This window comes from Paenibacillus sp. J2L1-98 (assembly GCF_056269405.1).
In genome coordinates, this window is sequence record NZ_JBWDNW010000016.1 from 61,971 (window position 1) to 83,374 (window position 21,404).

The 21,404-nt window shown below is 51.2% G+C and carries 18 protein-coding genes and 1 riboswitch; of the genes, 16 read left to right on the forward strand and 2 right to left on the reverse strand.

Annotated features, from left to right (window positions below):
* Positions 1–13 precede the first annotated feature (13 nt).
* Both msrA and AC0YNZ_RS22775 read left to right on the forward strand, forming a co-directional pair.
* Entirely contained in the window at positions 14–997 is a 984-nt protein-coding gene (msrA, locus tag AC0YNZ_RS22770; protein ID WP_475828789.1) for a peptide-methionine (S)-S-oxide reductase MsrA, read from the forward strand.
* A gap of 41 nt (positions 998–1,038) precedes the next feature.
* On the forward strand, positions 1,039–1,608 hold the full coding sequence (locus AC0YNZ_RS22775; protein WP_475828790.1) for a nitroreductase family protein: 570 nt from the start codon (positions 1,039–1,041) through the stop codon (positions 1,606–1,608).
* A 68-nt stretch (positions 1,609–1,676) separates the two neighbouring features.
* Here AC0YNZ_RS22775 and AC0YNZ_RS22780 read toward each other — a convergent pair whose 3' ends face one another.
* Both AC0YNZ_RS22780 and AC0YNZ_RS22785 read right to left on the reverse strand, forming a co-directional pair.
* Positions 1,677–2,357, reverse strand: a complete 681-nt coding sequence (locus AC0YNZ_RS22780; protein ID WP_475828791.1) for a GGDEF domain-containing protein — start codon at positions 2,355–2,357, stop codon at positions 1,677–1,679.
* A 367-nt stretch (positions 2,358–2,724) separates the two neighbouring features.
* Positions 2,725–4,002, reverse strand: coding sequence for a glycoside hydrolase family 18 protein (locus AC0YNZ_RS22785; RefSeq protein ID WP_475828792.1), 1,278 nt, complete (start codon positions 4,000–4,002; stop codon positions 2,725–2,727).
* Positions 4,003–4,508: 506 nt separating this feature from the next.
* A riboswitch (purine riboswitch) is annotated at positions 4,509–4,608 on the forward strand.
* 347 nt (positions 4,609–4,955) lie between these two features.
* Here AC0YNZ_RS22785 and purE point away from each other — a divergent pair.
* The 14 genes from purE to AC0YNZ_RS22855 all read left to right on the forward strand — a co-directional run bounded on the left by purE (position 4,956) and on the right by AC0YNZ_RS22855 (position 21,391).
* Positions 4,956–5,441, forward strand: a complete 486-nt coding sequence (gene purE, locus AC0YNZ_RS22790) for a 5-(carboxyamino)imidazole ribonucleotide mutase (protein ID WP_475828793.1) — start codon at positions 4,956–4,958, stop codon at positions 5,439–5,441.
* Positions 5,438–6,613 carry a 5-(carboxyamino)imidazole ribonucleotide synthase gene (purK, locus tag AC0YNZ_RS22795; RefSeq protein WP_475828794.1) on the forward strand — a complete coding sequence of 392 codons (1,176 nt, stop codon included), beginning with the start codon at positions 5,438–5,440 and terminating at the stop codon, positions 6,611–6,613. The genes purE and purK overlap by 4 nt, the downstream gene beginning before the upstream one ends.
* A gap of 7 nt (positions 6,614–6,620) precedes the next feature.
* Positions 6,621–7,916 carry an adenylosuccinate lyase gene (gene purB / locus AC0YNZ_RS22800; protein WP_475828795.1) on the forward strand — a complete coding sequence of 432 codons (1,296 nt, stop codon included), beginning with the start codon at positions 6,621–6,623 and terminating at the stop codon, positions 7,914–7,916.
* 15 nt (positions 7,917–7,931) lie between these two features.
* The gene (locus AC0YNZ_RS22805) at positions 7,932–8,828 is read left to right on the forward strand and encodes a phosphoribosylaminoimidazolesuccinocarboxamide synthase (RefSeq protein WP_475828796.1); all 897 of its coding nucleotides are present in this window, start codon (positions 7,932–7,934) and stop codon (positions 8,826–8,828) included.
* A 21-nt stretch (positions 8,829–8,849) separates the two neighbouring features.
* Complete coding sequence (locus tag AC0YNZ_RS22810; protein ID WP_475828797.1) at positions 8,850–9,122, forward strand: hypothetical protein; 273 nt, start codon at positions 8,850–8,852, stop codon at positions 9,120–9,122.
* A gap of 310 nt (positions 9,123–9,432) precedes the next feature.
* Positions 9,433–9,678, forward strand: a complete 246-nt coding sequence (gene purS / locus AC0YNZ_RS22815) for a phosphoribosylformylglycinamidine synthase subunit PurS (RefSeq protein WP_181426155.1) — start codon at positions 9,433–9,435, stop codon at positions 9,676–9,678.
* 4 nt (positions 9,679–9,682) lie between these two features.
* The gene (gene purQ / locus AC0YNZ_RS22820; protein WP_110771372.1) at positions 9,683–10,378 is read left to right on the forward strand and encodes a phosphoribosylformylglycinamidine synthase subunit PurQ; all 696 of its coding nucleotides are present in this window, start codon (positions 9,683–9,685) and stop codon (positions 10,376–10,378) included.
* Positions 10,356–12,599 carry a phosphoribosylformylglycinamidine synthase subunit PurL gene (gene purL / locus AC0YNZ_RS22825; RefSeq protein WP_475828798.1) on the forward strand — a complete coding sequence of 748 codons (2,244 nt, stop codon included), beginning with the start codon at positions 10,356–10,358 and terminating at the stop codon, positions 12,597–12,599. The genes purQ and purL overlap by 23 nt, the downstream gene beginning before the upstream one ends.
* Complete coding sequence (gene purF, locus AC0YNZ_RS22830; RefSeq protein WP_475828799.1) at positions 12,584–14,065, forward strand: amidophosphoribosyltransferase; 1,482 nt, start codon at positions 12,584–12,586, stop codon at positions 14,063–14,065. Before purL ends, purF begins: the two co-directional genes overlap by 16 nt.
* Before the next feature lie 64 nt (positions 14,066–14,129).
* Positions 14,130–15,173 carry a phosphoribosylformylglycinamidine cyclo-ligase gene (gene purM, locus AC0YNZ_RS22835; protein WP_475828800.1) on the forward strand — a complete coding sequence of 348 codons (1,044 nt, stop codon included), beginning with the start codon at positions 14,130–14,132 and terminating at the stop codon, positions 15,171–15,173.
* Positions 15,173–15,784, forward strand: a complete 612-nt coding sequence (purN, locus tag AC0YNZ_RS22840; RefSeq protein ID WP_475828801.1) for a phosphoribosylglycinamide formyltransferase — start codon at positions 15,173–15,175, stop codon at positions 15,782–15,784. Before purM ends, purN begins: the two co-directional genes overlap by 1 nt.
* 726 nt (positions 15,785–16,510) lie before the next feature.
* Complete coding sequence (gene purH, locus AC0YNZ_RS22845) at positions 16,511–18,058, forward strand: bifunctional phosphoribosylaminoimidazolecarboxamide formyltransferase/IMP cyclohydrolase (protein ID WP_475828802.1); 1,548 nt, start codon at positions 16,511–16,513, stop codon at positions 18,056–18,058.
* Between the two features lie 82 nt (positions 18,059–18,140).
* Positions 18,141–19,406 (forward strand): phosphoribosylamine--glycine ligase, encoded by a 1,266-nt coding sequence (purD, locus tag AC0YNZ_RS22850; protein WP_475828803.1) that lies wholly within the window; start codon positions 18,141–18,143, stop codon positions 19,404–19,406.
* A 263-nt stretch (positions 19,407–19,669) separates the two neighbouring features.
* A complete protein-coding gene (locus AC0YNZ_RS22855) occupies positions 19,670–21,391 on the forward strand; it encodes a sensor histidine kinase (protein ID WP_475828804.1) in 1,722 nt (573 codons plus the stop codon).
* The last annotated feature ends 13 nt before the right edge of the window (positions 21,392–21,404 follow it).

The window sequence follows — 21,404 nt, forward strand, 5'->3', positions numbered from 1 at the left end:
GGAGGGGATCGGTATGGATCAACCAATCACCAATAACGGCGCGAGCCGAATAGAGTCTAAAGCCATGTTCGCAGGAGGGTGCTTCTGGTGTATGGTCTCACCGTTCGAAGAAATGCCCGGCATTATCTCGGTCGTATCCGGCTACACGGGCGGACACACGGTAAACCCAACCTATCAGGAGGTTTGCTCAGAGACAACAGGTCATGCGGAGGCTGTACAAATTACGTATGATCCGCAAATTTTCCCTTACGAGAAGCTGCTGGATATTTTCTGGAGGCAAATCGATCCTACCGATGCTGGCGGCCAGTTTCATGACCGTGGCGAATCGTACAGGACCGGCATCTACTATTATGATGAGAAGCAGCGTGAGCTGGCCGAGGCTTCGAAGCGGGAGCTTGAGGCGAGCGGCCGATTCGACCGCCCGATCGTGACGGAAATTGAGCCTGCGCAAACCTTTTATCCGGCAGAGGACTATCATCAGGGGTACCACAAAACAAATCCTTATCGTTACAAAATGTACCGCAAAGGCTCGGGCCGCGACGCGTTTATAGCGCAGAACTGGACGGTTAAGAAGGATAAGGACGAGCTCAAGCAGCGGCTGACCAAGGTCCAGTACGAAGTGACGCAAAACAACGGGACGGAGCGCCCGTTCACTGGTGAATACTGGGATCACACCGAGGACGGCATTTACGTGGACATCGTTTCGGGAGAGCCGTTGTTCAGCTCCCGCGATAAATACGATGCGGGCTGCGGCTGGCCGAGCTTCACGAAGCCGCTGCAGGCATCGGCCGTTTCAGAGCATACGGACACTTCGCATTATATGGTAAGAGTCGAGGTTCGCAGCAAAGAAGGCGATTCCCATCTCGGCCATGTGTTCGATGACGGGCCGAAGCCGGGCGGACTCCGGTACTGCATTAATTCCGCATCGCTGCGGTTTGTCGGCAAGGCTGATCTGGAGCGGGAAGGGTACGGCGAGTACCTGCATTTGTTCGAATGATGAGATGGGAATAAAGTTCTTTAATCGGGGAGATGCGGAAAATGAACGTTGAAGAAGCGATTCGCACACGGAGAACGATAGGGAGAGTGAAGAAGGAGCCGGTAGACCGCGCTCTAATTGAAAGGCTGCTGGACGCGGCGGCTTGGGCGCCTAGTCATCATAATACGCAGCCTTGGTCGTTTATCGTCATGACGGGTGAAGGAAGAGCAAGGCTTGGCGAAGGCTACGCGCGCGTAGCCGCAGCAGCTGTTCCTGAGCTGAGCGGCCAGCCGCTTGAAGAGCGTCTGGCAAAGGAGCGTATGAAAGCGTACCGGGCACCGGTCGTCATTGCCGCCGTTTGTTCGCCGTCGGATGATCCGCGCGCGGTGCTCGCAGAAGAACTTGCAGCCGCTCAAGCAGCGGTGCAAAATCTGCTGCTCGCGGCGCATGCGAGCGGACTTGGCGCGATTTGGCGATCCGGTGATCCGATGTATCATCCGCTTATGAAAGAAAATTTCGGGCTTAGCGGAGAGCAGCAGATCGTTGGCTTTATTTATATCGGGTATCCAGACATGACAGCGCCGGAGCCGCAGCGTATTCCAGCTACTGCGAAGACGGTATGGCTGGTGTAGTAAACAAAAAAAAGGGGTGCCCCGCAAGTTGTTATGACTTCAGGGGCACCCTTTACTCGCTATAACCGTTATCGGTTAGGAGCGGTAGTTACTAATTCCGATTTTTGTTGATATGACTTTTCATGTTTAATGACATACATATTTTGGTCCGCTATCGTTATCAATTCATCGATCTTCAGCGCATCGCTCGGATAAATAGAAATTCCTATCGATAGAGAAAGCTCTAAATTTAATTTCATCGACAATTCCTGTAATTGTTTTTCAATTTTACTTTGAATCATATAAGAATCGATTTTATTTGTATAAGGGGCAACAATAAGAAATTCATCTCCGCCCCATCGCGTAACAAAAACCGGTTTTTTCGTACAGCCCTTAAGCAGCGCAGCGATGCTTTTTAAAACGGTATCCCCCATATCATGCCCATATTTGTCATTGATCTGCTTAAAGCGGTCTACGTCCACGACAAATAAACTTAATTGCTTTTTTTTCTGATCTATTTTTGCTAAAAGCTTAGGTAATGTATTCAAGGCATATCTCCGGGTATAGCTCTGGGTGAGAAAATCTTTCTCTGAATAGAACTTCGCAATATCATAGTTTTTTCCTAAAAACCAACCAAATGTAATGTAAAGTATTGCACATGCAATATAGATGTTGTCTATGTTCCCATATGCCAGATTTGAATAGAAGATTAAGAACATCCAACTGATGAATGCCAGTATTGGCAGTCCTATTCTACCGGTGTATTTCATGAATGACCAGCCCCTATTCCCATGTATGTACTCTGAGCATGTCTGTGGGTAATGCTAAGTATCTCATTCGACTAGAATAGCTCCGTCCTCCGTATCCCACAGACAATGATTTGCGGGGGATGCCACTACACCGGCCCGAGTAGGTCATTTTTCCCAGGCTCACGATGATAATGATTTATTTCGACATATTTCCCGAAAATCCTTTTATGCTGTTTGCATTTTTTTGATGATCGTTTGGATTGCGATACAGACACGTTTGCAATAAGAAAAAAACAGAAAAACAGGGATGCCGATTATCCGTGATAACCAGAATCCCTGTTTATTGAATGATTCCTATACTTGTTTACAGCCTCGTTAATAGAGAAATTTAAACAAGCTTTTTTATCGTGAAGTTTGCATTTAGCGCATACCAGTTTTGCGGGAACGGAACCCCGAGCACCCAGCAGCTGACGCCGCGCAAATTGAATGTTTTTACGATGTTGAACTTGGCCTGTACGCTCCGGACGTCCTCGAACCAGACGATATGCTCGCGGCCTTCCTTATCATAATAGTTGAAAAAGGGCGATTGGCTTTCGGCATCGTATTTGATGTTTGCGCCGTATTGGTTCGCAAGGTTCACCGCTGCTTTCGAACTGACGGTTGGCGCCCACTTCGCCCCGTGCACGTATGGAAGCGTCCAATCATAGCCGTATAACGGCATGCCCATTATGATTTTTTGCGGCGGCATGACGCTAAGGGCATAGCTCACCACCTTAACAACTTCATTCAGCGGGGCAACGGCCATGGGAGATCCGCCGGCCCAGCCCCATTCGTAGGTCATCAACACGACAAAATCAACGATTCGGCCATGTGCCGCATAATCATGCGCTTCGTATAGCGTACCTTTCTGATCGGCGCTCAGCTTTGGGGCGAGGCAGGAGGATACGAGATAGTTTTGCGGATGCAGGCTGTCCACGAGATTTTGCAAGAATGCGTTATACAGCTCGCGGTCGGCGGGAGGCACGTATTCGAAATCAACATTGAGCGCCAGGTAGCCTTTTTGTTTCATCGTCGCGAGGATGTTTGCGATAAGCTGCTGTTGAATTGCGGGATTAGCCACTATGGCATGCGCGATCTCCGGGTTGAAATTGCCATTTTCGAAATTCGAAATGACCATCATCGGTGCCGCGTGCTTCTCGTAGGCTTTATGGATAAGGGCTGAATCATCTAAGTCGGTAAAGGTGCCGTCCGCCTGTACGCGGTAGCTGAAAGGGCTTAAATACGTTAAGTATTGGCCGGTTTCACCGACGATTTTAATGCCGGCGGGCCCGAATTTCTCCGTGTATGCATTGACCTCGATCGTTGGCCGCGCAGCCTGCGGGATTACGATCGTCTGTCCGGGATGAAGGAGTGCGGGATTGGCGACCTTGTTCGCCGCAATCAGCTCCTGAAGTGTAATGCCGTATCGCTGGGCGATCAGCCACAGCGTTTCGCCTGCACGCACCTTATGGCTGCTCACTTCATGCGGAATGATAATCGCTTGACCAATGACGAGCACATTCTCATCGTCCATTTCGTTCGCATCGGCGATATCATTTATGAAGACGCCGTATTTTTGAGCAAGTTTATACAGCGAATCGCCCTTTTGCACGACATGAATTTGCACCCTTGCCGAACCTCCTTTTCGAATCCAAACCTGTTGCCTGCACGGCTTCGCCGCCTTTTCGCCGCGTATGCCAATAACTCTCCAATATAACCATATTCAAAAGGATCCGTTCCTAGTCAGTAAAATGATAAGGAACGGCTTATGATGCAGAGCCGTTCTCACAAGCCGGCAAACTTCAGTTGAAGCCGTCCGCATGCTTGGCAGAAAAAAATGCAGCTGGAAGGGGAAGTAATGCCGAGTAATGGGAATAATACGGGAATAGGAGTGAAAATAACGGGTTCGCAGCATGTATGAATAGCGGCACGCATTAAAAATACGGTTTGAAAGCAGAATGGCAGCAGGCGAATCACCTTATTTTGGGTATACAGTACTGAATTTCCGGTTGTTTTATTTAAAAAAACGAACCTTTATAAAACATTCTCTTTTAATGTTCGTATTTCATTGACAGTAGTTTGGGGATTAGATAAACTAGAATAGGTTTGAGACGGAATGATTATTTTCTTACTAATTTCATTATAAAGTCATCTCGTATATATTTGGGATAAGGCCCGAATGTTTCTACCCGGAAACCTTAATTTTCGGACTACGAGCAAGATGAAACGACAAGCGAAACCGAGCCTCATAAATCGGCTGACGATTGCAAGGTTCGGATCGCCATACAGCAAGTTTGCAGCATATAGATGCCCTTTCATTTGGACATAGGTTGCCTCTCTTACGGGGCAGCCTACTGCTCGTCTCTCCGGCATTGCAAAGCGGCTTGCAGGTTTCATCGAAGTGAAGCTTAATTGACCTCGGATTCGCAACAATGCAGGTCAGTTCCTTACGCTTCCGCTCCGGTCCTGCGGCATCCTCCTTACTAAGGTTGCTGGCGGGCTTTTTCTATTTTGTTGCTTTAAGTCATTTAGCTGGTTTAAATGGTTTATCATCTTATATATGAAAGTGGGTTTGATCGCATGTCTGCGAAGGTGGGCGTCATCATGGGCAGCAAATCGGATTGGGACACAATGAAACTAGCCTGCGACGTTCTGGAGGAATTGCAAATTCCTTATGAGAAAAAAGTCGTTTCGGCGCATCGGACGCCGGATTTAATGTTTGAATACGCGGAAACTGCAGTAGAGCGCGGGCTTAAGGTGATTATCGCCGGGGCTGGCGGAGCTGCACATTTGCCCGGCATGGTCGCTGCGAAGACGATTCTGCCGGTTATTGGCGTTCCCGTGAAATCATCGAATTTGAGCGGGCTCGATTCGCTGCTCTCCATCGTTCAAATGCCGGGCGGTATTCCGGTAGCTACGGTTGCGATCGGCAGTGCGGGCGGAACGAATGCGGGACTGCTTGCAGCGCAAATGCTCGGAGCATTCGATCCGGAGGTGCAAGCACGCGTGGAAGCGCGCCGCGAGCGCATCAAACAGGAAGTGCTGGAAAGCAGTGAAACGCTATGAGCATTGATTCGGACAAGCAGCAGGCGAAGTCGCTGCTCCCGGGCAGCACGATCGGCATCCTTGGCGGCGGTCAGCTTGGCCGTATGATGGCGAATGCGGGCAGTGCGATGGGCTACCGCTTCATCGCGCTTGACCCTACGCCGGATTCGCCGGCAGGACAGGTTGCGGAGCAAATCGTTGCGGCCTACGACAATCGTGAGGCGGCCCGTGAGCTTGCTAAGCGTTCGGATGTCATTACTTACGAATTCGAGAACGTAGACGCAGACGTAGCAGCGATGCTAATGGCTGAATCGTATGTGCCGCAAGGCAGCGAGCTGCTGTATACGACGCAGCATCGCCTTCGCGAGAAGCGCGCGATCGAAGCGGCCGGGGTGCGGGTTGCTCCATATCGCGAGATTTGCAGTGTGGACGAGCTTCGTGAGGCAGCCGCAGCCTTCGGAATGCCGTGCGTGCTGAAGACGGCTATGGGCGGCTATGACGGCAAGGGGCAGTGGGTCATTCGCAGCGCAGATGAGATCGAGGAAGCGTACGAAACGCTTTCGCGCGCGAAAGTCCAGCTTGTGCTCGAGCAGTTTATCCGCTTCGACAAGGAATTATCGGTTATAGCGGCGAGAAATCCGCAGGGTGAAATAAAAGCCTTCCCTGTTGCGGAAAATATACACGTCGATAATATATTGCATTTGTCTATCGTTCCCGCAAGAATCAGCACGGACCTGCAGCGTGAAGCGGAACGGCTGGCGATGCGGATTGCTGAGGGACTTGGCGTAGTCGGCCTGATCGCAGTGGAGCTGTTTGTTACCGCGGACGGCGAGCTGTTCGTGAATGAGCTTGCGCCGCGTCCGCACAACAGCGGACACTACACGATGGAGGCTTGCCGGACGTCGCAGTTCGAGCAGCATGTACGAGCTGTATGCAATCTGCCGCTTGGCGATACGACGCTGATGAGTCCGGTCGTAATGGTCAATGTGCTCGGCGAGCATGTCGAACCGCTCCTTGCGCTGATGGGGCGCCTTGATGAATCGGCTGAGCGTCTGAAGGTGTCGCCGAAGGTGCATTTGTACGGGAAGAAGGAAGCGGTCGTGAAGCGGAAGATGGGACATGTCAACGTTCTGGCAGAGAATACGGACGCTGCGCTTAGCTGGATTGATGAAACAACTATTTGGAAGGTGTGAATGATTAATGTTAGAGCGTTACAGCAGACCGGAAATGAGAGAGATTTGGACAGAGGAAAATAAATTTAGAGCATGGCTGGAGGTTGAGCTTTGCGCATGCGAGGCTTGGTCCGAGCTGGGTGTTATTCCGAAGGAAGACGTAGTGGCGCTTCGCGCTTCCGCTGACTTCGACATTGACCGCATTTACGAAATCGAGCTGGATACCCGCCATGACGTAATTGCGTTCACGCGCGCTGTATCGGAGAAAGCAGGCCCGGAGGGCAAATGGGTGCATTACGGCCTGACTTCCACTGACGTTGTAGATACAGCGATCGGCTACCTGCTGCTTCAAGCGAACGAAATTCTCGTTAAAGACATCGAGCGTTTTATCGAAATTTTGAAAGACAAAGCGCTGCAGTACAAAGATACGCCAATGATGGGCCGTACGCACGGCGTACACGCGCAGCCAACGACTTTCGGTCTGAAAATGGCGCTTTGGTACGAGGAAATGAAGCGTAACCTGGAGCGTTTCCATCATGCGGCTCAAGGCGTGCAGTTCGGTAAAATGTCCGGCGCCGTAGGCACCTTCGCAGACATCGATCCGTTTGTTGAAGAGTTCGTTTGTAAGAAGCTCGGCATTTCCGCCGCTCCAATCTCGACACAAACGCTTCAGCGCGACCGTCATGCTGAATATATGGCGACACTGGCGCTTGTCGCTTCGTCGCTCGACAAATTCGCAACTGAAATCCGCGCTTTGCAGAAGAGTGAATTCCGTGAAGTCGAAGAGCCGTTCGCGAAAGGTCAAAAAGGTTCATCCGCAATGCCGCATAAGCGCAACCCGATCGGCTGCGAGAACATTTCCGGCTTGGCCCGCGTTATTCGCGGACATATGGTAACAGCTTACGAGAATGTAACGCTCTGGCATGAACGCGATATTAGCCACTCGTCCGTTGAACGTATTATTTTGCCGGATGCAACGATGCTGCTTAACTACATGCTGAACCGTTTGGGCAATATCATCAACAACCTGACTGTGTTCCCGGAAAACATGAAGCGCAACATGCAAGCGACATACGGCGTGCCGTTCTCGGGACGCGTTTTGACGAAGCTGATCGACAAGGGCTTTAGCCGTGAGAAAGCATATGACACGGTGCAGCCGCGCGCGATGCAGGCTTGGGAAACACAGCGCCAATTCCGCGATATCATCGGCGAGACTGAGGAAATTACGAGCGTGCTGACTGCCGAAGAAATCGATGATGCTTTCAATCCGGCATGGCATTTGAAGCATGTCGATACGATTTTCACACGTTTGGGATTGATCTAAGGGGAGGCTGGCCTGATGACTGCACAAACGCAAGCACTTTCGACGGCTGTCGATTATATAAAAGCTCCGCTTATTTACAAAGGCAAGGTTCGTGAGCTTTACGATCTGGGTGAGCACTTCCTGATCGTCGTAACCGACCGCATATCCGCGTTCGATTACGTGCTTGACCCGGCCGTTCCCGACAAAGGCAACGTTTTGAACCGACTGTCCGCTTACTGGTTCGAGCAAACGGCCGATATTCAGGTTAATCACGTCGTTCATACCGATGTGGAGAAGCTTGGCGATCTCATAACGGAACCGGAGCTGCTGAAAAATCGTATTATGGTTACGCGCAAAGCGGAACGTATCGATATCGAATGTGTCGTTCGAGGCTATATCACGGGCGGCGGTTGGAGACAATATCAGCAAACGTCTGCGATCAACGGCATCGAGCTTCCGGCTGGCTTGCGCAAAAACGAACGTTTTCCTGCGCCAATCTTCACGCCGGCAGCGAAAAACGATGTAGGCCACGACGAGGACATCCCGTTCGAGAAAATGGCTGAAATGGTTGGCGCCGAGCTCGCTGAAGAGCTGCGCGACCGCAGCATCAAGCTGTATGAATTCGCTCACGGCTATTGCGCAGAGCACGGAATTATCCTTGCCGATTGTAAATTCGAATTCGGACTCATCGACGGCAAAGTTATCCTGATTGACGAAATCTTCACGCCGGACTCTTCCCGTTTCTGGGCCGAAGGCAATTACGCGCTAGATATTGAGATCGACAGTATGGACAAAGAACCGGTGCGCACGTACTTGCTCGGCTCCGACTGGGACCGCGACAGCAAGCCGGCGCCGTTGCCTGAATCGGTAGTAGCCGAAACGACGGCCCGCTACCGCGACATTTACCGCCGTCTGACTGGCGCAGAGCTTTAGGAGCAGGATGCTGGTAGCTTATTGCTGATCGACAAAGCGGTAAATGCGGGTATTAAGTGGCACCAAATCGAGCTAGGACGCCGAAATGAAGCTATTAACTCCACATTCACCTTTATTGGCAGCAAATTGGCTTTAGTGGTTGAGTTATCTGATATGTTTACAACAACGTCGAGCGCAAGCGATGACGCTGACATAGGGGCCGCCCGGCGCATGACTCGCAGGCAGGCAGTCAGCGAGAGCGCTGCTGCACCCCATAAATCGCGACCTGAGCGTGAAAGCGCAGGGAAGCATTAACAAACAGGCTGACAGCGTAAGCACAAGCCAATCATTAAAGTACCAGGTGGCAAGCAGCAACGCGGCCGCCACCCATTGCTTCACCGACAAACTCGCAGCGGTTTTATATGGAAATGTGTGAAGCTCGGAGAGCGGGGAGTTGTTGCCGCAGAGCGACAGCGATCGCTTCTTGAAGACCAGGAAATTACCGCAAAGCGTGTAATCGAAATTTCCTGGCTTCGAAAGCGACGAAGGCAATAACCCCCGCGCCCGAGCGGTTGCCACATTTAAAATAATCTGTTGCGAGAAAAACTCACATTTTCAGGAGGCTATTATGAAGGCAACCGTCTACGTCACCATCAAGCAAAACGTTTTGGATCCACAAGGAACCGCTGTACAAGGCGCGCTTCACACACTCGGCTTCTCCGAGGTCGAAAAAGTACGTATTGGTAAATATTTGGAAGTTGAGCTTGATACGACTGACCGCGCGGAAGCGGAAGTACGCATTAAAGCAATGTGCGAGAAGCTGTTCGCGAACACGGTTGTAGAAGATTACCGTTTTGAGCTGGAGGGATAAGACGATGAAGTTTGCGGTTCTCGTATTTCCTGGCTCCAACTGTGATATCGATTGCTACAAAGCTGTCGAAGACACGATCGGCCAGTCGGTTGACTATGTATGGCATACAGCTACGGACTTGTCCGCATATGACGCAATTCTAGTTCCGGGAGGCTTCTCCTATGGCGACTACCTGCGCTGCGGCGCGATCGCGCAATTCGCAGCCGTTATGAGCGAAGTGCAAAAAGCGGCTGAAGCAGGCAAGTATATTTTGGGCATTTGCAACGGGTTCCAAATTTTGACGGAAGCGGGCCTTCTGCCTGGCGCATTGATCCGCAACAACGGACTGAAGTTCGTGTGCCAGCAAGAGCAGCTTGAAGTTGTGAACAGCAGCACAGCATTTACAAACCAATATTCGCAAGGCGAAATGATCAATATACCAATCGCTCACGGCGAAGGCAACTATTATTGCGACGACGCAACGCTTGCTGAGCTAAAAGCAAACAATCAAATCGTTTTCCGCTATGCGGGCGACACGAATCCGAACGGTTCCGTAGAGAACATCGCGGGCATTAGCAACAAAGCAGGCAACGTAGTAGGAATGATGCCGCATCCGGAGCGTGCGATCGACCAATTGCTCGGCTCGGAAGACGGCAAACGTATGTTTACATCGATTTTGAATGCATGGAGGGAACAACATGGCGCAGCAGTTAACGGCTAAGGAACCGACGGCAGAGCAAATTGCCGAGCAAAAGATTTACAGCCAGTTTGGCGTATCCGATTATGAGTATGAGCTGATTTGCGGCTTCCTGGGCCGTCAGCCTAACTACACGGAGATCGGCGTATTTAGCGTCATGTGGTCAGAGCATTGCTCTTACAAGAACTCCAAGCCTATCCTCAAGAAATTCCCGATTACAGGACCTCGCGTTCTGATGGGACCGGGCGAAGGCGCGGGTATCGTCGATATCGGCGACAACCAAGCGGTTGTATTCAAAATCGAATCGCATAACCATCCATCTGCGGTTGAGCCTTTCCAAGGCGCTGCAACCGGCGTGGGCGGCATCATTCGTGACATTTTCTCCATGGGCGCCCGTCCTATCGCTTTGCTGAACAGCTTGCGCTTCGGCCGTCTTGAGAATGAACGCGTTAAATATTTATTCGAGCATGTCGTAAGCGGTATTGCCGGCTACGGTAACTGTATCGGAATTCCGACGGTAGCGGGTGAAGTTATGTTCGACGAGAGCTACGAGGGCAACCCGCTCGTTAACGCGATGTGTGTCGGTCTAATCGATCATGATAAAATTCAGCGCGGTGTTGCGAAGGGTGTAGGCAACCCGGTATTTTACGTAGGTCCTGCAACCGGCCGCGACGGTATTCACGGCGCTACATTCGCTTCCGTTGAGCTTTCCGAGGAATCCGAAGAGAAGCGTACGGCGGTACAGGTCGGCGATCCGTTCATGGAGAAGCTTGTTATGGAAGCGACACTTGAGCTTATCGATTCCGGCATCGTGCTTGGTATTCAAGATATGGGGGCGGCGGGTCTTACTTGCTCCAGCGCAGAGATGGCTTCCAAAGCGGGTAACGGCCTGGAGCTTTACCTCGACGAGGTGCCGCAGCGCGAAACAGGTATGACGCCTTATGAAATGATGCTTTCCGAGTCGCAAGAGCGTATGCTCTTCGTCGTAGAGCCGCAGCATGAAGCGCAGGCGAAAGAAATTTTCGACCGTTGGGGCATTATTTGCGCCAAAGTAGGTAAAGTAACGGATGACGGACGTCTTCGCTTGTTCCACCAAGGGCAAGAGGTTGCCGATATGCCGGTTAAAGCGCTCGTTGACGAGTGTCCTGTTTACGACAAGCCTTCGCAAGAGCCGGCTTACTTCAGCGAAAATGCTGCAGTAGACACAGCGGCTTACGACGAAGTGACCGATCTGACTGGCGCGCTGGAGAAGGTTTTGGCCTCCCCGACGGTTGCCAGCAAAGAGTGGGTTTACAATCAGTATGACTACATGGTCCGTACATCGACAGCCGTTCAACCTGGCTCCGATGCGGCAGTCGTAACGATTCGCGGCACGCGCAAGGCGCTTGCGATGACGACGGACTGCAACGGCCGTTACGTATATCTTGATCCTGAAGTAGGCGGACGAATTGCGGTTGCGGAAGCAGCGCGTAACATCGTTTGCTCGGGCGCAGAGCCGCTTGCCGTAACGGATAATCTGAACTTTGGTAATCCGGAGAAACCGGAAGTATTCTGGCAGCTTGAGAAGTCGGCGGACGGCATGTCCGAGGCTTGCGTGATTTTGAATACCCCGGTTATCGGCGGTAACGTGAGCTTGTACAACGAGAATGCGAAGGGCGCTATTTACCCGACGCCGGTAATCGGTATGGTTGGTCTCGTACACGACATCGATCACATTACAACACAAGGCTTCAAAGCAGAAGGCGATGTTATTATTCTCGTTGGGGAGACGAAAGCGGAGCTTGGCGGAAGCGAGCTGCAATACGTATTGCAGGGTGCTGCTGCGGGCCGTCCTCCTGAGATTGATCTGGCTACAGAGAAGAAGGTTCTTGATGCAGTGCTTGGCGCTATTCAAAAAGGTCTCGTAGCATCGGCGCATGACTTGTCCGAGGGCGGTATCGCGGTTGCTGTTGCAGAATCCTGCATCAGCGGACGTCTCGGCGCAGAAGTCGCTTTAACTTCTGATCTGCGCGCTGATCATCTCTTGTTCAGCGAATCGCAATCCCGTATCTTGCTGTCGGCTAAACCGGAGCAAGCGGCGGCATTGCAAGCATGGCTTACAGAGCAAGGCGTTGTTCATGCTCAAATCGGTAATGTTAAAGGCAGCAGCCTGACCATAAGCGTAAATGGAAAAGCCGGCATTCAAGCGCCGGTACAACAACTGGAGAAGGTCTGGAAGGATGCGATTCCATGTCTGATGAAATAAGACAGGAGCCTTTGCTATGGACGGGAGATCACTATAACGAAGGCATTGGCCGTGACGATATATTTGATAAATTGCGTGAGGAATGCGGCGTGTTCGGGGTATTCAATCTCCCCGAAGCGTCCAACCTTTCCTATTATGGTCTTCATGCGCTTCAGCACCGCGGTGAAGAAAGCTCGGGAATCTGCACGGTTGATACGAAGAACGGCAACAAGTTCGCGTATCACCGCGGCATGGGTCTCGTGAAGGAAGTATTCGATAAGGACAAGCTCGATATGCTGGCCGGCGACCGTTCAATCGGCCACGTTCGCTACTCGACATCTGGGGAGAGCAAGCTCGCCAACGCGCAGCCGCTCATTTTCCGCTACCGTGACGGCGACCTTGCGGTTGCTACGAACGGCAATATCGTGAACGCTCCGGAAATTCGCCATGAGCTGGAGATGTCAGGCTCGATCTTCCAGACGTCCAGCGACACGGAAGTAATCGCGCATCTCATCGCACGCTCGCCGAAGGATTTCGAGACGGCTGCGAAGGAAGCTTTGCAGCGCATTATCGGCGGCTTTGCATTCCTTATTATGACGAATGACAAGCTGCTCGTTGCGTCTGATCCGCATGGCTTGCGCCCGCTAGTTATGGGCCGCATTGGTGACGGGTATGTGTTCTCGTCGGAATCCTGCGCATTCGAGACGATTGGCGCTGTGTATGAGCGTGATGTTCAGCCGGGCGAATTGCTTATTTTCGATGCTGACGGCATGCGCGAGGATCGATACGCGAAGGTTGACCGCCGCGCGACCTGCGCGATGGAGTACATTTATTTTGCCCGCCCGGACAGTGACATTAATGGCATTAACATTCACTCGGCGCGCAAACGGATGGGACGCCAGCTTGCGACGGAATCGTTCGTTGATGCGGATATCGTAACGGGCGTTCCCGATTCGAGTATTTCGGCAGCGATTGGTTATGCGGAGCAAACGGGAATCCCTTACGAGCTCGGCTTGATCAAGAACAAGTACACCGGCCGGACGTTCATCCAGCCTTCTCAAGAGCTTCGCGAGAAGGGCGTCAAAATGAAGCTGTCCGCTGTCCGTAAAGTAGTAGAAGGCAAACGCGTCGTCATGATTGACGATTCGATCGTGCGCGGTACAACATCGCTTCGTATCGTTAACCTGCTTCGCGAAGCAGGAGCGACAGAGGTGCATGTACGGATTACATCACCGCCATTCAAAAATCCTTGTTACTACGGCATAGATACGCCGGACCGTAAGGAGCTTATCGCTTCATACCGTACAGTCGAAGAAATTCGGAAGCAAATTAATGCGGATTCTTTATCTTTTTTAAGTGACGAAGGTTTTGTTGATTCGGTTGGCGGCAATGACGGAGCGTATAATCGCGGCATGTGTCTAGCTTGCTTCGATAACGATTACCCTACGCCGGTTAATGAAGAATCGGATAAGAGCTGCAGCTGTTAACAGCATAAATGATTAACCTTATGGAGCGATTGCTGCTCTAAATTAGTTAAGGAGTTGACCGAGAGTGTCAGAAGCGTACAAAAAAGCCGGCGTCGATATTGCGGCAGGCAACGAAGCGGTTGAACGGATGAAGAAGCACGTAAAGCGGACTTACCGTCCAGAGGTGCTGGCAGAGCTTGGCGGCTTTGGCGGACTGTTCAGCCTAAACAAGGACAAGTACGATGAGCCTGTGCTCGTGTCTGGAACGGACGGCGTCGGAACAAAGCTGAAGCTTGCTTTTGCAATGGACAAGCATGACACGATCGGCATTGACGCCGTTGCAATGTGCGTGAACGATATCATCGTGCAAGGCGCGGAGCCACTGTTCTTCCTCGATTACTTGGCATGCGACAAAGTTGTGCCTGAGAAAATCGAAGCCATCGTCAAAGGCATTGCGGAAGGCTGCGTGCAAGCAGGCTGTTCCTTAATCGGCGGTGAGACAGCTGAAATGCCGGGCATGTATCAAGGCGGAGAATATGATATCGCCGGCTTTACGGTTGGTATTGTGGATAAGAAGAAAATGATCGACGGATCCACTATCGCAGCTGGCGACGCTGTAATTGGCTTTGCTTCGAGCGGTATTCACAGCAACGGCTTCTCGCTCGTTCGCCGCTTGCTGCTGGAGGAAGCCGGCTACTCGCTTGATCAAGAGCTTGAAGAGCTTGGCGGCGCGAAGCTTGGCGACGTATTGATCGAACCAACGCGCATCTATGTGAAATCGGCACTTAAGCTGATCGAACAAGTGGATGTGAAAGGCATGGCGCACATTACGGGCGGCGGCTTTATCGAAAACATTCCCCGGGTTCTTCCTGACGGCGTGAACGTTGACGTGGAATACGGCTCTTGGCCGATTTTGCCGATCTTCGATCTGATGCAAAATAAAGGTGGCATTACGAATCGTGACATGTTCACGACATTCAATATGGGCATTGGACTAGTTGTTGTTGTTCCGGCTGATCAAGCAAATGAGGCGCTTCGCGTTGCAGCAGAGCTTGGTGAGCAGGCTTACCGTATCGGAACGGTTACGGAAGGAAGCCGCATCGTGACATTTACGGGAGCGGACGTATAATGGGAGCACTTCGCATCGCTGTTTTCGCTTCGGGACAAGGTACGAACTTCCAAGCGATTGTGGATGCGGTGCAGGAGGGGAAGCTCGATGTAACCATCGAGCTTCTTGTTTGTGACAAGCCTGCCGCTCCGGTTGTGGAGCGCGCCCGGAAGGCTGGCGTGGATACGTTCCTGTTCACGCCGAAGGAGTATCCGTCCCGTGAAGCTTACGAGACGGAAATTATTGACGAGCTGCAGCGCCGGGGCGTAGAGCTGATCGTGCTTGCAGGCTATATGCGCATTATTACGTCGGTGCTCGTTGAGCCGTTCTACGGCAGAATGATCAATATTCATCCGTCGCTGCTGCCGGCATTTCCCGGCGTGAACGGCATCGGCCAAGCGCTGGCTTACGGCGTTAAGCTGACTGGCGTCACGGTGCATTATGTGGACGGCGGTATGGATAGCGGGCCGATCATCGCGCAGCGCGCCGTTGAAGTGGCGGACGAGGATACAGAAGACTCGCTCGCAGTGCGTATTCACGCAACCGAGCAGGCGCTGCTGCCGGCCGTCATCCAGCAAATCGCGCAGGGCCGCGTCTCGCTGAATGAACGTCATGTGACAATAAGCCGCTAGTCAGCTGCCCCGTCCCCCGTGCATCAGGATGCGCATTCAGGTGTTTGCTGAGTGAATAGAGCTAGAAAGTAGCTCTATTCCACACATTTCGGCTGGTTCGAGTTCGATAGGTCTAGAAATTAGACTTAATGTCAGCGGAAACGGCGGAAATGGGCTCATACAGGTGTTTGCTGAGTGAATAGAGCTAGAAAGTAGCTCTATTCCACACATTTCGGCTGGTTTGAGTTCGATAGGTCTAGAAATTAGACTTAATGTCAGCGGAAACGGCGGAAATGGGCTCATACAGGTGTTTGCTGAGTGAATAGAGCTAGAAAGTAGCGCTATTCCACACATTTCGGCTGGTTTGAGTTCGATAGGTCTAGAAATTAGACCTATTGTCAGCGGAAACGGTGGAAATGGGCTCATTCGGGTGTTTGTTGAGTGAATAGAGCTAGAAAGTAGCTCTATTCCAAACATATCGGCTGGTTTGAGTTCAATAGATCTAGAAATTAGACCTATTGTCAGTGGAAACGGCGGAAATGGGCTCATTCGGGTGTTTGTTGAGGGAATAGAGCTAGAAAGTAGCTCTATTCCAAACATATCGGCTGGTTTGAGTTCAATAGGTCTAGAAATTAGACCTATTGTCAGCGGAAACGGCGGAAATGGGCTCTTTAGTCGGCGCGATGGATGGAAGGTTCTCTGATGGAATAAGTAAAAGTTTGGTCAAATAGATGAGGAGGTATTTGCGTGGCTATTCGCAGAGCGTTAATTAGTGTTTCCGATAAATCGGGAATCGTGGAGTTTTCCAGAGAATTAGCAAACCAAGGTGTGCAAATCATTTCGACGGGCGGTACGTTCAGTCTATTGCAAAAGGAAGGCGTACCGGTTATCGGTATTTCCGACGTAACGGGCTTTCCGGAAATTTTGGATGGACGCGTTAAGACGCTTCACCCGGCCGTACATAGCGGATTGCTAGCGGTACGTGACGATGAAGAGCATCAGAAGGCAATGAAGGAGCTTGGTCTGGACTATATTGACCTCGTTATCGTTAACCTTTATCCGTTCAAAGAAACGATCGCGAAGCCGGATGTATCGTACGAAGATGCAATCGAAAACATCGATATCGGCGGTCCGACAATGCTTCGTTCGGCTGCCAAAAACCACGCATTCGTAACGGTTGTTGTTGATGCCGGCGACTATGGCACCATTCTTGAAGAAGTGAAGGCACAGGGCGACACGACGCTTGAAACGCGTAAACGTCTGGCTGCAAAAGTATTCCGTCATACTGCGGCTTACGATTCCCTGATCTCGGATTATCTCTCCAAACAAATGGGCGAACCGCTTCCTGAAACTTACACGGTCACTTACGAGAAAGTACAGGATCTCCGTTACGGCGAGAACCCGCACCAAAAAGCAGCTTTCTACAGCAAGCCGCTTGCAGGGGCAGGCAGCGTTACTACGGCTGAACAGCTGCACGGCAAGGAACTTTCTTACAACAATATTAGCGACGCTAACGCATCGCTCGCGATTTTGAAAGAGTTCGACGAGCCGGCTGTCGTTGCCGTTAAACATATGAACCCATGCGGCGTAGGTATCGGCACAACGATTCACGAGGCTTACCAAAAAGCATACGCGGCAGATCCGACTTCGATCTTCGGCGGTATCGTCGCGGCTAACCGTACGATTGGCGCAGATACAGCTGAGCTGCTTGGCGGCATTTTCCTCGAAATCATCATTGCCCCTGACTTCACGCCAGAGGCGCTTGAGATTCTGACTAAGAAGAAAAACATTCGTTTGCTGAAGTTGGGCGAGCTGTCCGCAGCTGGCGAGCGCAAGCCGGAATGGCTTGTAACGTCGGTTGACGGCGGCATGCTTGTACAGGAGAGCGACGTTCACAGTGTAACGGAAGCGGATCTGCAGTTTGTTACTGATCGTAAACCGACAGCGGAAGAGCTTAAGCAGCTTCTATTCGGCTGGAAGGTTGTTAAGCACGTTAAATCCAACGCGATTCTGCTTGCGAAGGACGATATGACGATCGGCGTTGGCGCAGGTCAAATGAACCGCGTAGGCGCGGCTCGCATTGCGATTGAGCAAGCGGGCGAAGCGGCTAAAGGCGCGGCGCTTGCATCCGACGCGTTTTTCCCGATGGGCGACACGGTAGAGCTTGCGGCAAAAGCAGGCATTACTGCGATCATCCAACCAGGCGGCTCGATCAAGGACGAAGAGTCGATCGCTGCTGCGAACGCGAACAACATCGCTATGGTGTTCACTAGCGTACGTCACTTTAAGCACTAGAATATGGGCAGCCGCAATTTAACGGACAAGGCGGAGATTGCGGCTGCACCGGTTTCATATAGTCATTTAGGGGGTTAATGTTATGCGTATTTTGGTAGTAGGCGGCGGCGGACGCGAGCATGCAATCGTCTGGGCGCTTAAGAAAAGCGAGAAGGTTAAAGAAATTTTTTGCGCGCCAGGCAATGCCGGAATTGCGCAGCTTGCTGAATGCGTGCCGATTGCGGTAAGTGAGTTCGATGAGCTGATCCGTTTTGCAAAGGAAGCATCGATCGATCTCGTTTTCGTAGGTCCGGATGATCCGCTGGCGGATGGTATCGTAGATGCGTTCGAAGCAGCTGGCATCCAGGCGTACGGTCCCCGCAAAAACGCGGCGGAAATCGAGGGCAGCAAAATTTTCATGAAAAATTTGCTGAAGAAATACGATATTCCGACCGCGAAATACGAAACGTTCACCGATTATGAAGCGGCTTCCGCGTACCTGCGCGAGCAATCCGCGCCTATCGTTATTAAGGCTGACGGCTTGGCGGCAGGCAAAGGGGTTACGGTTGCGGCGACGCTTGAAGAAGCGGAGCAGGCACTGCGCGAAATGATGGTTGATAAAGTGTTCGGCCAAGCGGGCAGCCAAATCGTAATCGAGGAATGCTTAGTCGGACAAGAAATGTCGATTCTCGCATTTGTTGACGGCGAGACCGTTCGCGCGATGGTTCCCGCACAGGATCATAAGCCGATCTTCGACGGCGACAAGGGCCCTAATACGGGCGGTATGGGCACATACACACCGCTACCGCATATCGATCAAGCTATCATTGATGAATCGATCCAGAACATCATTATTCCTACCGCAAAAGCAATGGTCAGTGAAGGCCGCCCGTTCCGCGGCGTTCTGTTTGCGGGCCTTATGATTACAAAAGACGGTCCGAAGACGATTGAGTTTAATGCGCGCATGGGAGATCCGGAAACACAGGTCGTATTGCCGCGTTTGCAAACAGATCTGGTCGACATCGTACTCGCATCGCTGAGCGGCAACCTGGATCAGCTGGACATTCAGTGGAGCGAAGAAGCTGCGGTATGCGTCGTTGTCGCATCGGAAGGCTATCCGGCGTCATATCCGAAGGGCCGCGTCATTACTGGACTTGCTGAAGCAGAAGCGCAAGGCGCGCTTGTGTTCCATGCAGGCACAGCTGAGAAGGACGGACAATTCGTAACGAACGGCGGACGTGTGCTTGGTATCGTCGGCCGCGGCCGCGACATCGCAGAAGCTCGCGCACGCGCATACGAAGCGGTAAGCGTCATTGATTTTGAAGGAAAACAAAACCGAACGGATATTGCGGCTAAAGCGCTCGTATAAGCTCGTTTTAAGCAGAAGCCGCTAGTCAGTCAGTTTGAAAACCGAAAGCTGCCCGCTTCCATTACCGCTTCTGCGGTAGCGGAAGCGGGCGTTTTTTTTCACCACAGCACGTCATTCCCTATTCCTTAAGCGCCTTAATTAGTCAAAATAACGAAAACGAAGGTCGTGAGAACAAAAGCGGCCCATTCTTTTTACAAGTATAATGAAGGTAATGGCAATAGTAAGGATAATGTGTGAATTAGCATGAAGGAGACGAGCGAAACATGCAAGCTTATTTCAACTCCCTGCGGTTTAAAATGTTTGCCGGCGTCCTCTTTATTATTGTGCCGCTCGTTACGGTCTTAATTGTCAATAATATATATTCGGTTGAAGTTGTAAGGAACCAGGTTGCGCAGTCCAACAAAAACTTATTGAGTCTTTACATGAACGAAATCGACCGCAATTTGAACGAAGTGGATAAGCATTTATTCGACTTTACGGAAAAAGATACGGATCTGATCGGCTTCCAGAAGCCGGCCGAAGACAATAGGTCGGCCTATACGCTGAGCAAATTGCGGTTGTTCAATACGATAGCAGCGGATATTAGCGGGTATAGATCGGTCGATCTGTTTTTCGCCTATTCCATCACGAACGACGAATTAATTATGACCCAGCAGTTCGGCTCCTCCTTTGAGGAGCGGGATACGATAAGGCAGGAGCTGCTGCGCATGCTGCATGGGCAGCCCGAAGCGTTCGCCGGTCCGGATTGGCATGTTCTGCAGGGCAATGACAATTATGGTTTACTGCGCTTGATTCGAAGCGGCGAGGTCTATGCAGGGGCCTGGGTTAACAGCGAGAAGCTGATGGTTCCACTTAATTTGATCGATCTCGGACAGTCTGGCGCAGCACTGCTAACGACCGATGAGCTGAAGCCGATAAGCCAGCGCGAGATGATCGAGCGGGAAGGCATTAAGCTTGAGGTCTCTTCCGAGCCTTATATTATAACTGGCATTAAACGCAATTACCTCATGATGGGCGAGTCTTCGGATAAAGGAGATTTCAAGCTGATTGCGCTCATTCCCGATGATGCTATTCAACAAAAGCTGCCTTTTATACAGCGGGTGTCATCTTTCATTTCGGCTGGGGCTATTGTTTTTCTGTTTCTATTTTTATTTTTAATGCGGAGAGTTTTCCTCCTGCCGATGAAGCGGCTAGTCGTTGCGATGCGGAAAACAAGGGATGGGAATTGGAACACCAGGCTTAATCAGCCGAACACGTCAACCGAGTTTGAGATCGTGAATGAGACGTTTAACCGGATGATATCTGAAATTCATCATTTAAAAATCAATGTGTACGAAGAAAAGCTGAACCATCAGAAATCGGAGCTGCAGCTGCTTCAGCTGCAGATCAACCCGCATTTCTTTTTGAATTCGCTTAACATCATTTATAATTTAGCAACCGTAAAGGACTTTAAGCTGATTCAGGAAATGTCCAAATGTCTGGTTGTTTACTTCCGGTATATGTTCCGGACGAACAACTATCTGGTGCCGCTAAAGGATGAACTGCTTCATACCGCTAATTATTTGCGTATTCAGCAGCTTCGTTTCCCCGATATATTGACCTACCGGATCGATATGAAAGACGAGGTTAAGGAGGTTGAGGTTCCGCCTCTCGTCATCCAGACAATCGTTGAAAATACGATCAAGCATGCCGTCGATGTCGATCGTGAAATTGAGATTTGCATTTTAGCCGAGCTTGTAGAGGCAGACAAAGGCCGCGCGATAGGCATTACGATTAGAGACAGCGGATCGGGATTTCCGGAAGAAGTTCTTAGAAGCCTGCATGCCGGAGAAGAGCGGATCAGCGAAGAAGGGGAGCATGTCGGCATTTGGAATATAAAGCGGCGGCTTCGATTGCTTTACCAGTCGGAAGCGAAAATTACTTTCGCAAACGAAGCAGGAAAGGGAGCGGTGGTGAGGATCACTCTGCCGTTATCGATTCGTTAGAAAGGAGTGTTTC

What these genes read in the sequence shown, in the direction of transcription:
- msrA (WP_475828789.1), top strand. Translation starts at nt 14, where the DNA reads ATGGATCAACCAATCACCAATAACGGCGCGAGCCGAATAGAGTCTAAA.
- AC0YNZ_RS22775 (WP_475828790.1), top strand. Translation starts at nt 1,039, where the DNA reads ATGAACGTTGAAGAAGCGATTCGCACACGGAGAACGATAGGGAGAGTG.
- AC0YNZ_RS22780 (WP_475828791.1), bottom strand. Translation starts at nt 2,357, where the DNA reads ATGAAATACACCGGTAGAATAGGACTGCCAATACTGGCATTCATCAGT.
- purE (WP_475828793.1), top strand. Translation starts at nt 4,956, where the DNA reads ATGTCTGCGAAGGTGGGCGTCATCATGGGCAGCAAATCGGATTGGGAC.
- purK (WP_475828794.1), top strand. Translation starts at nt 5,438, where the DNA reads ATGAGCATTGATTCGGACAAGCAGCAGGCGAAGTCGCTGCTCCCGGGC.
- purB (WP_475828795.1), top strand. Translation starts at nt 6,621, where the DNA reads ATGTTAGAGCGTTACAGCAGACCGGAAATGAGAGAGATTTGGACAGAG.
- AC0YNZ_RS22805 (WP_475828796.1), top strand. Translation starts at nt 7,932, where the DNA reads ATGACTGCACAAACGCAAGCACTTTCGACGGCTGTCGATTATATAAAA.
- purQ (WP_110771372.1), top strand. Translation starts at nt 9,683, where the DNA reads ATGAAGTTTGCGGTTCTCGTATTTCCTGGCTCCAACTGTGATATCGAT.
- purL (WP_475828798.1), top strand. Translation starts at nt 10,356, where the DNA reads ATGGCGCAGCAGTTAACGGCTAAGGAACCGACGGCAGAGCAAATTGCC.
- purF (WP_475828799.1), top strand. Translation starts at nt 12,584, where the DNA reads ATGTCTGATGAAATAAGACAGGAGCCTTTGCTATGGACGGGAGATCAC.
- purN (WP_475828801.1), top strand. Translation starts at nt 15,173, where the DNA reads ATGGGAGCACTTCGCATCGCTGTTTTCGCTTCGGGACAAGGTACGAAC.
- purD (WP_475828803.1), top strand. Translation starts at nt 18,141, where the DNA reads ATGCGTATTTTGGTAGTAGGCGGCGGCGGACGCGAGCATGCAATCGTC.
- AC0YNZ_RS22855 (WP_475828804.1), top strand. Translation starts at nt 19,670, where the DNA reads ATGCAAGCTTATTTCAACTCCCTGCGGTTTAAAATGTTTGCCGGCGTC.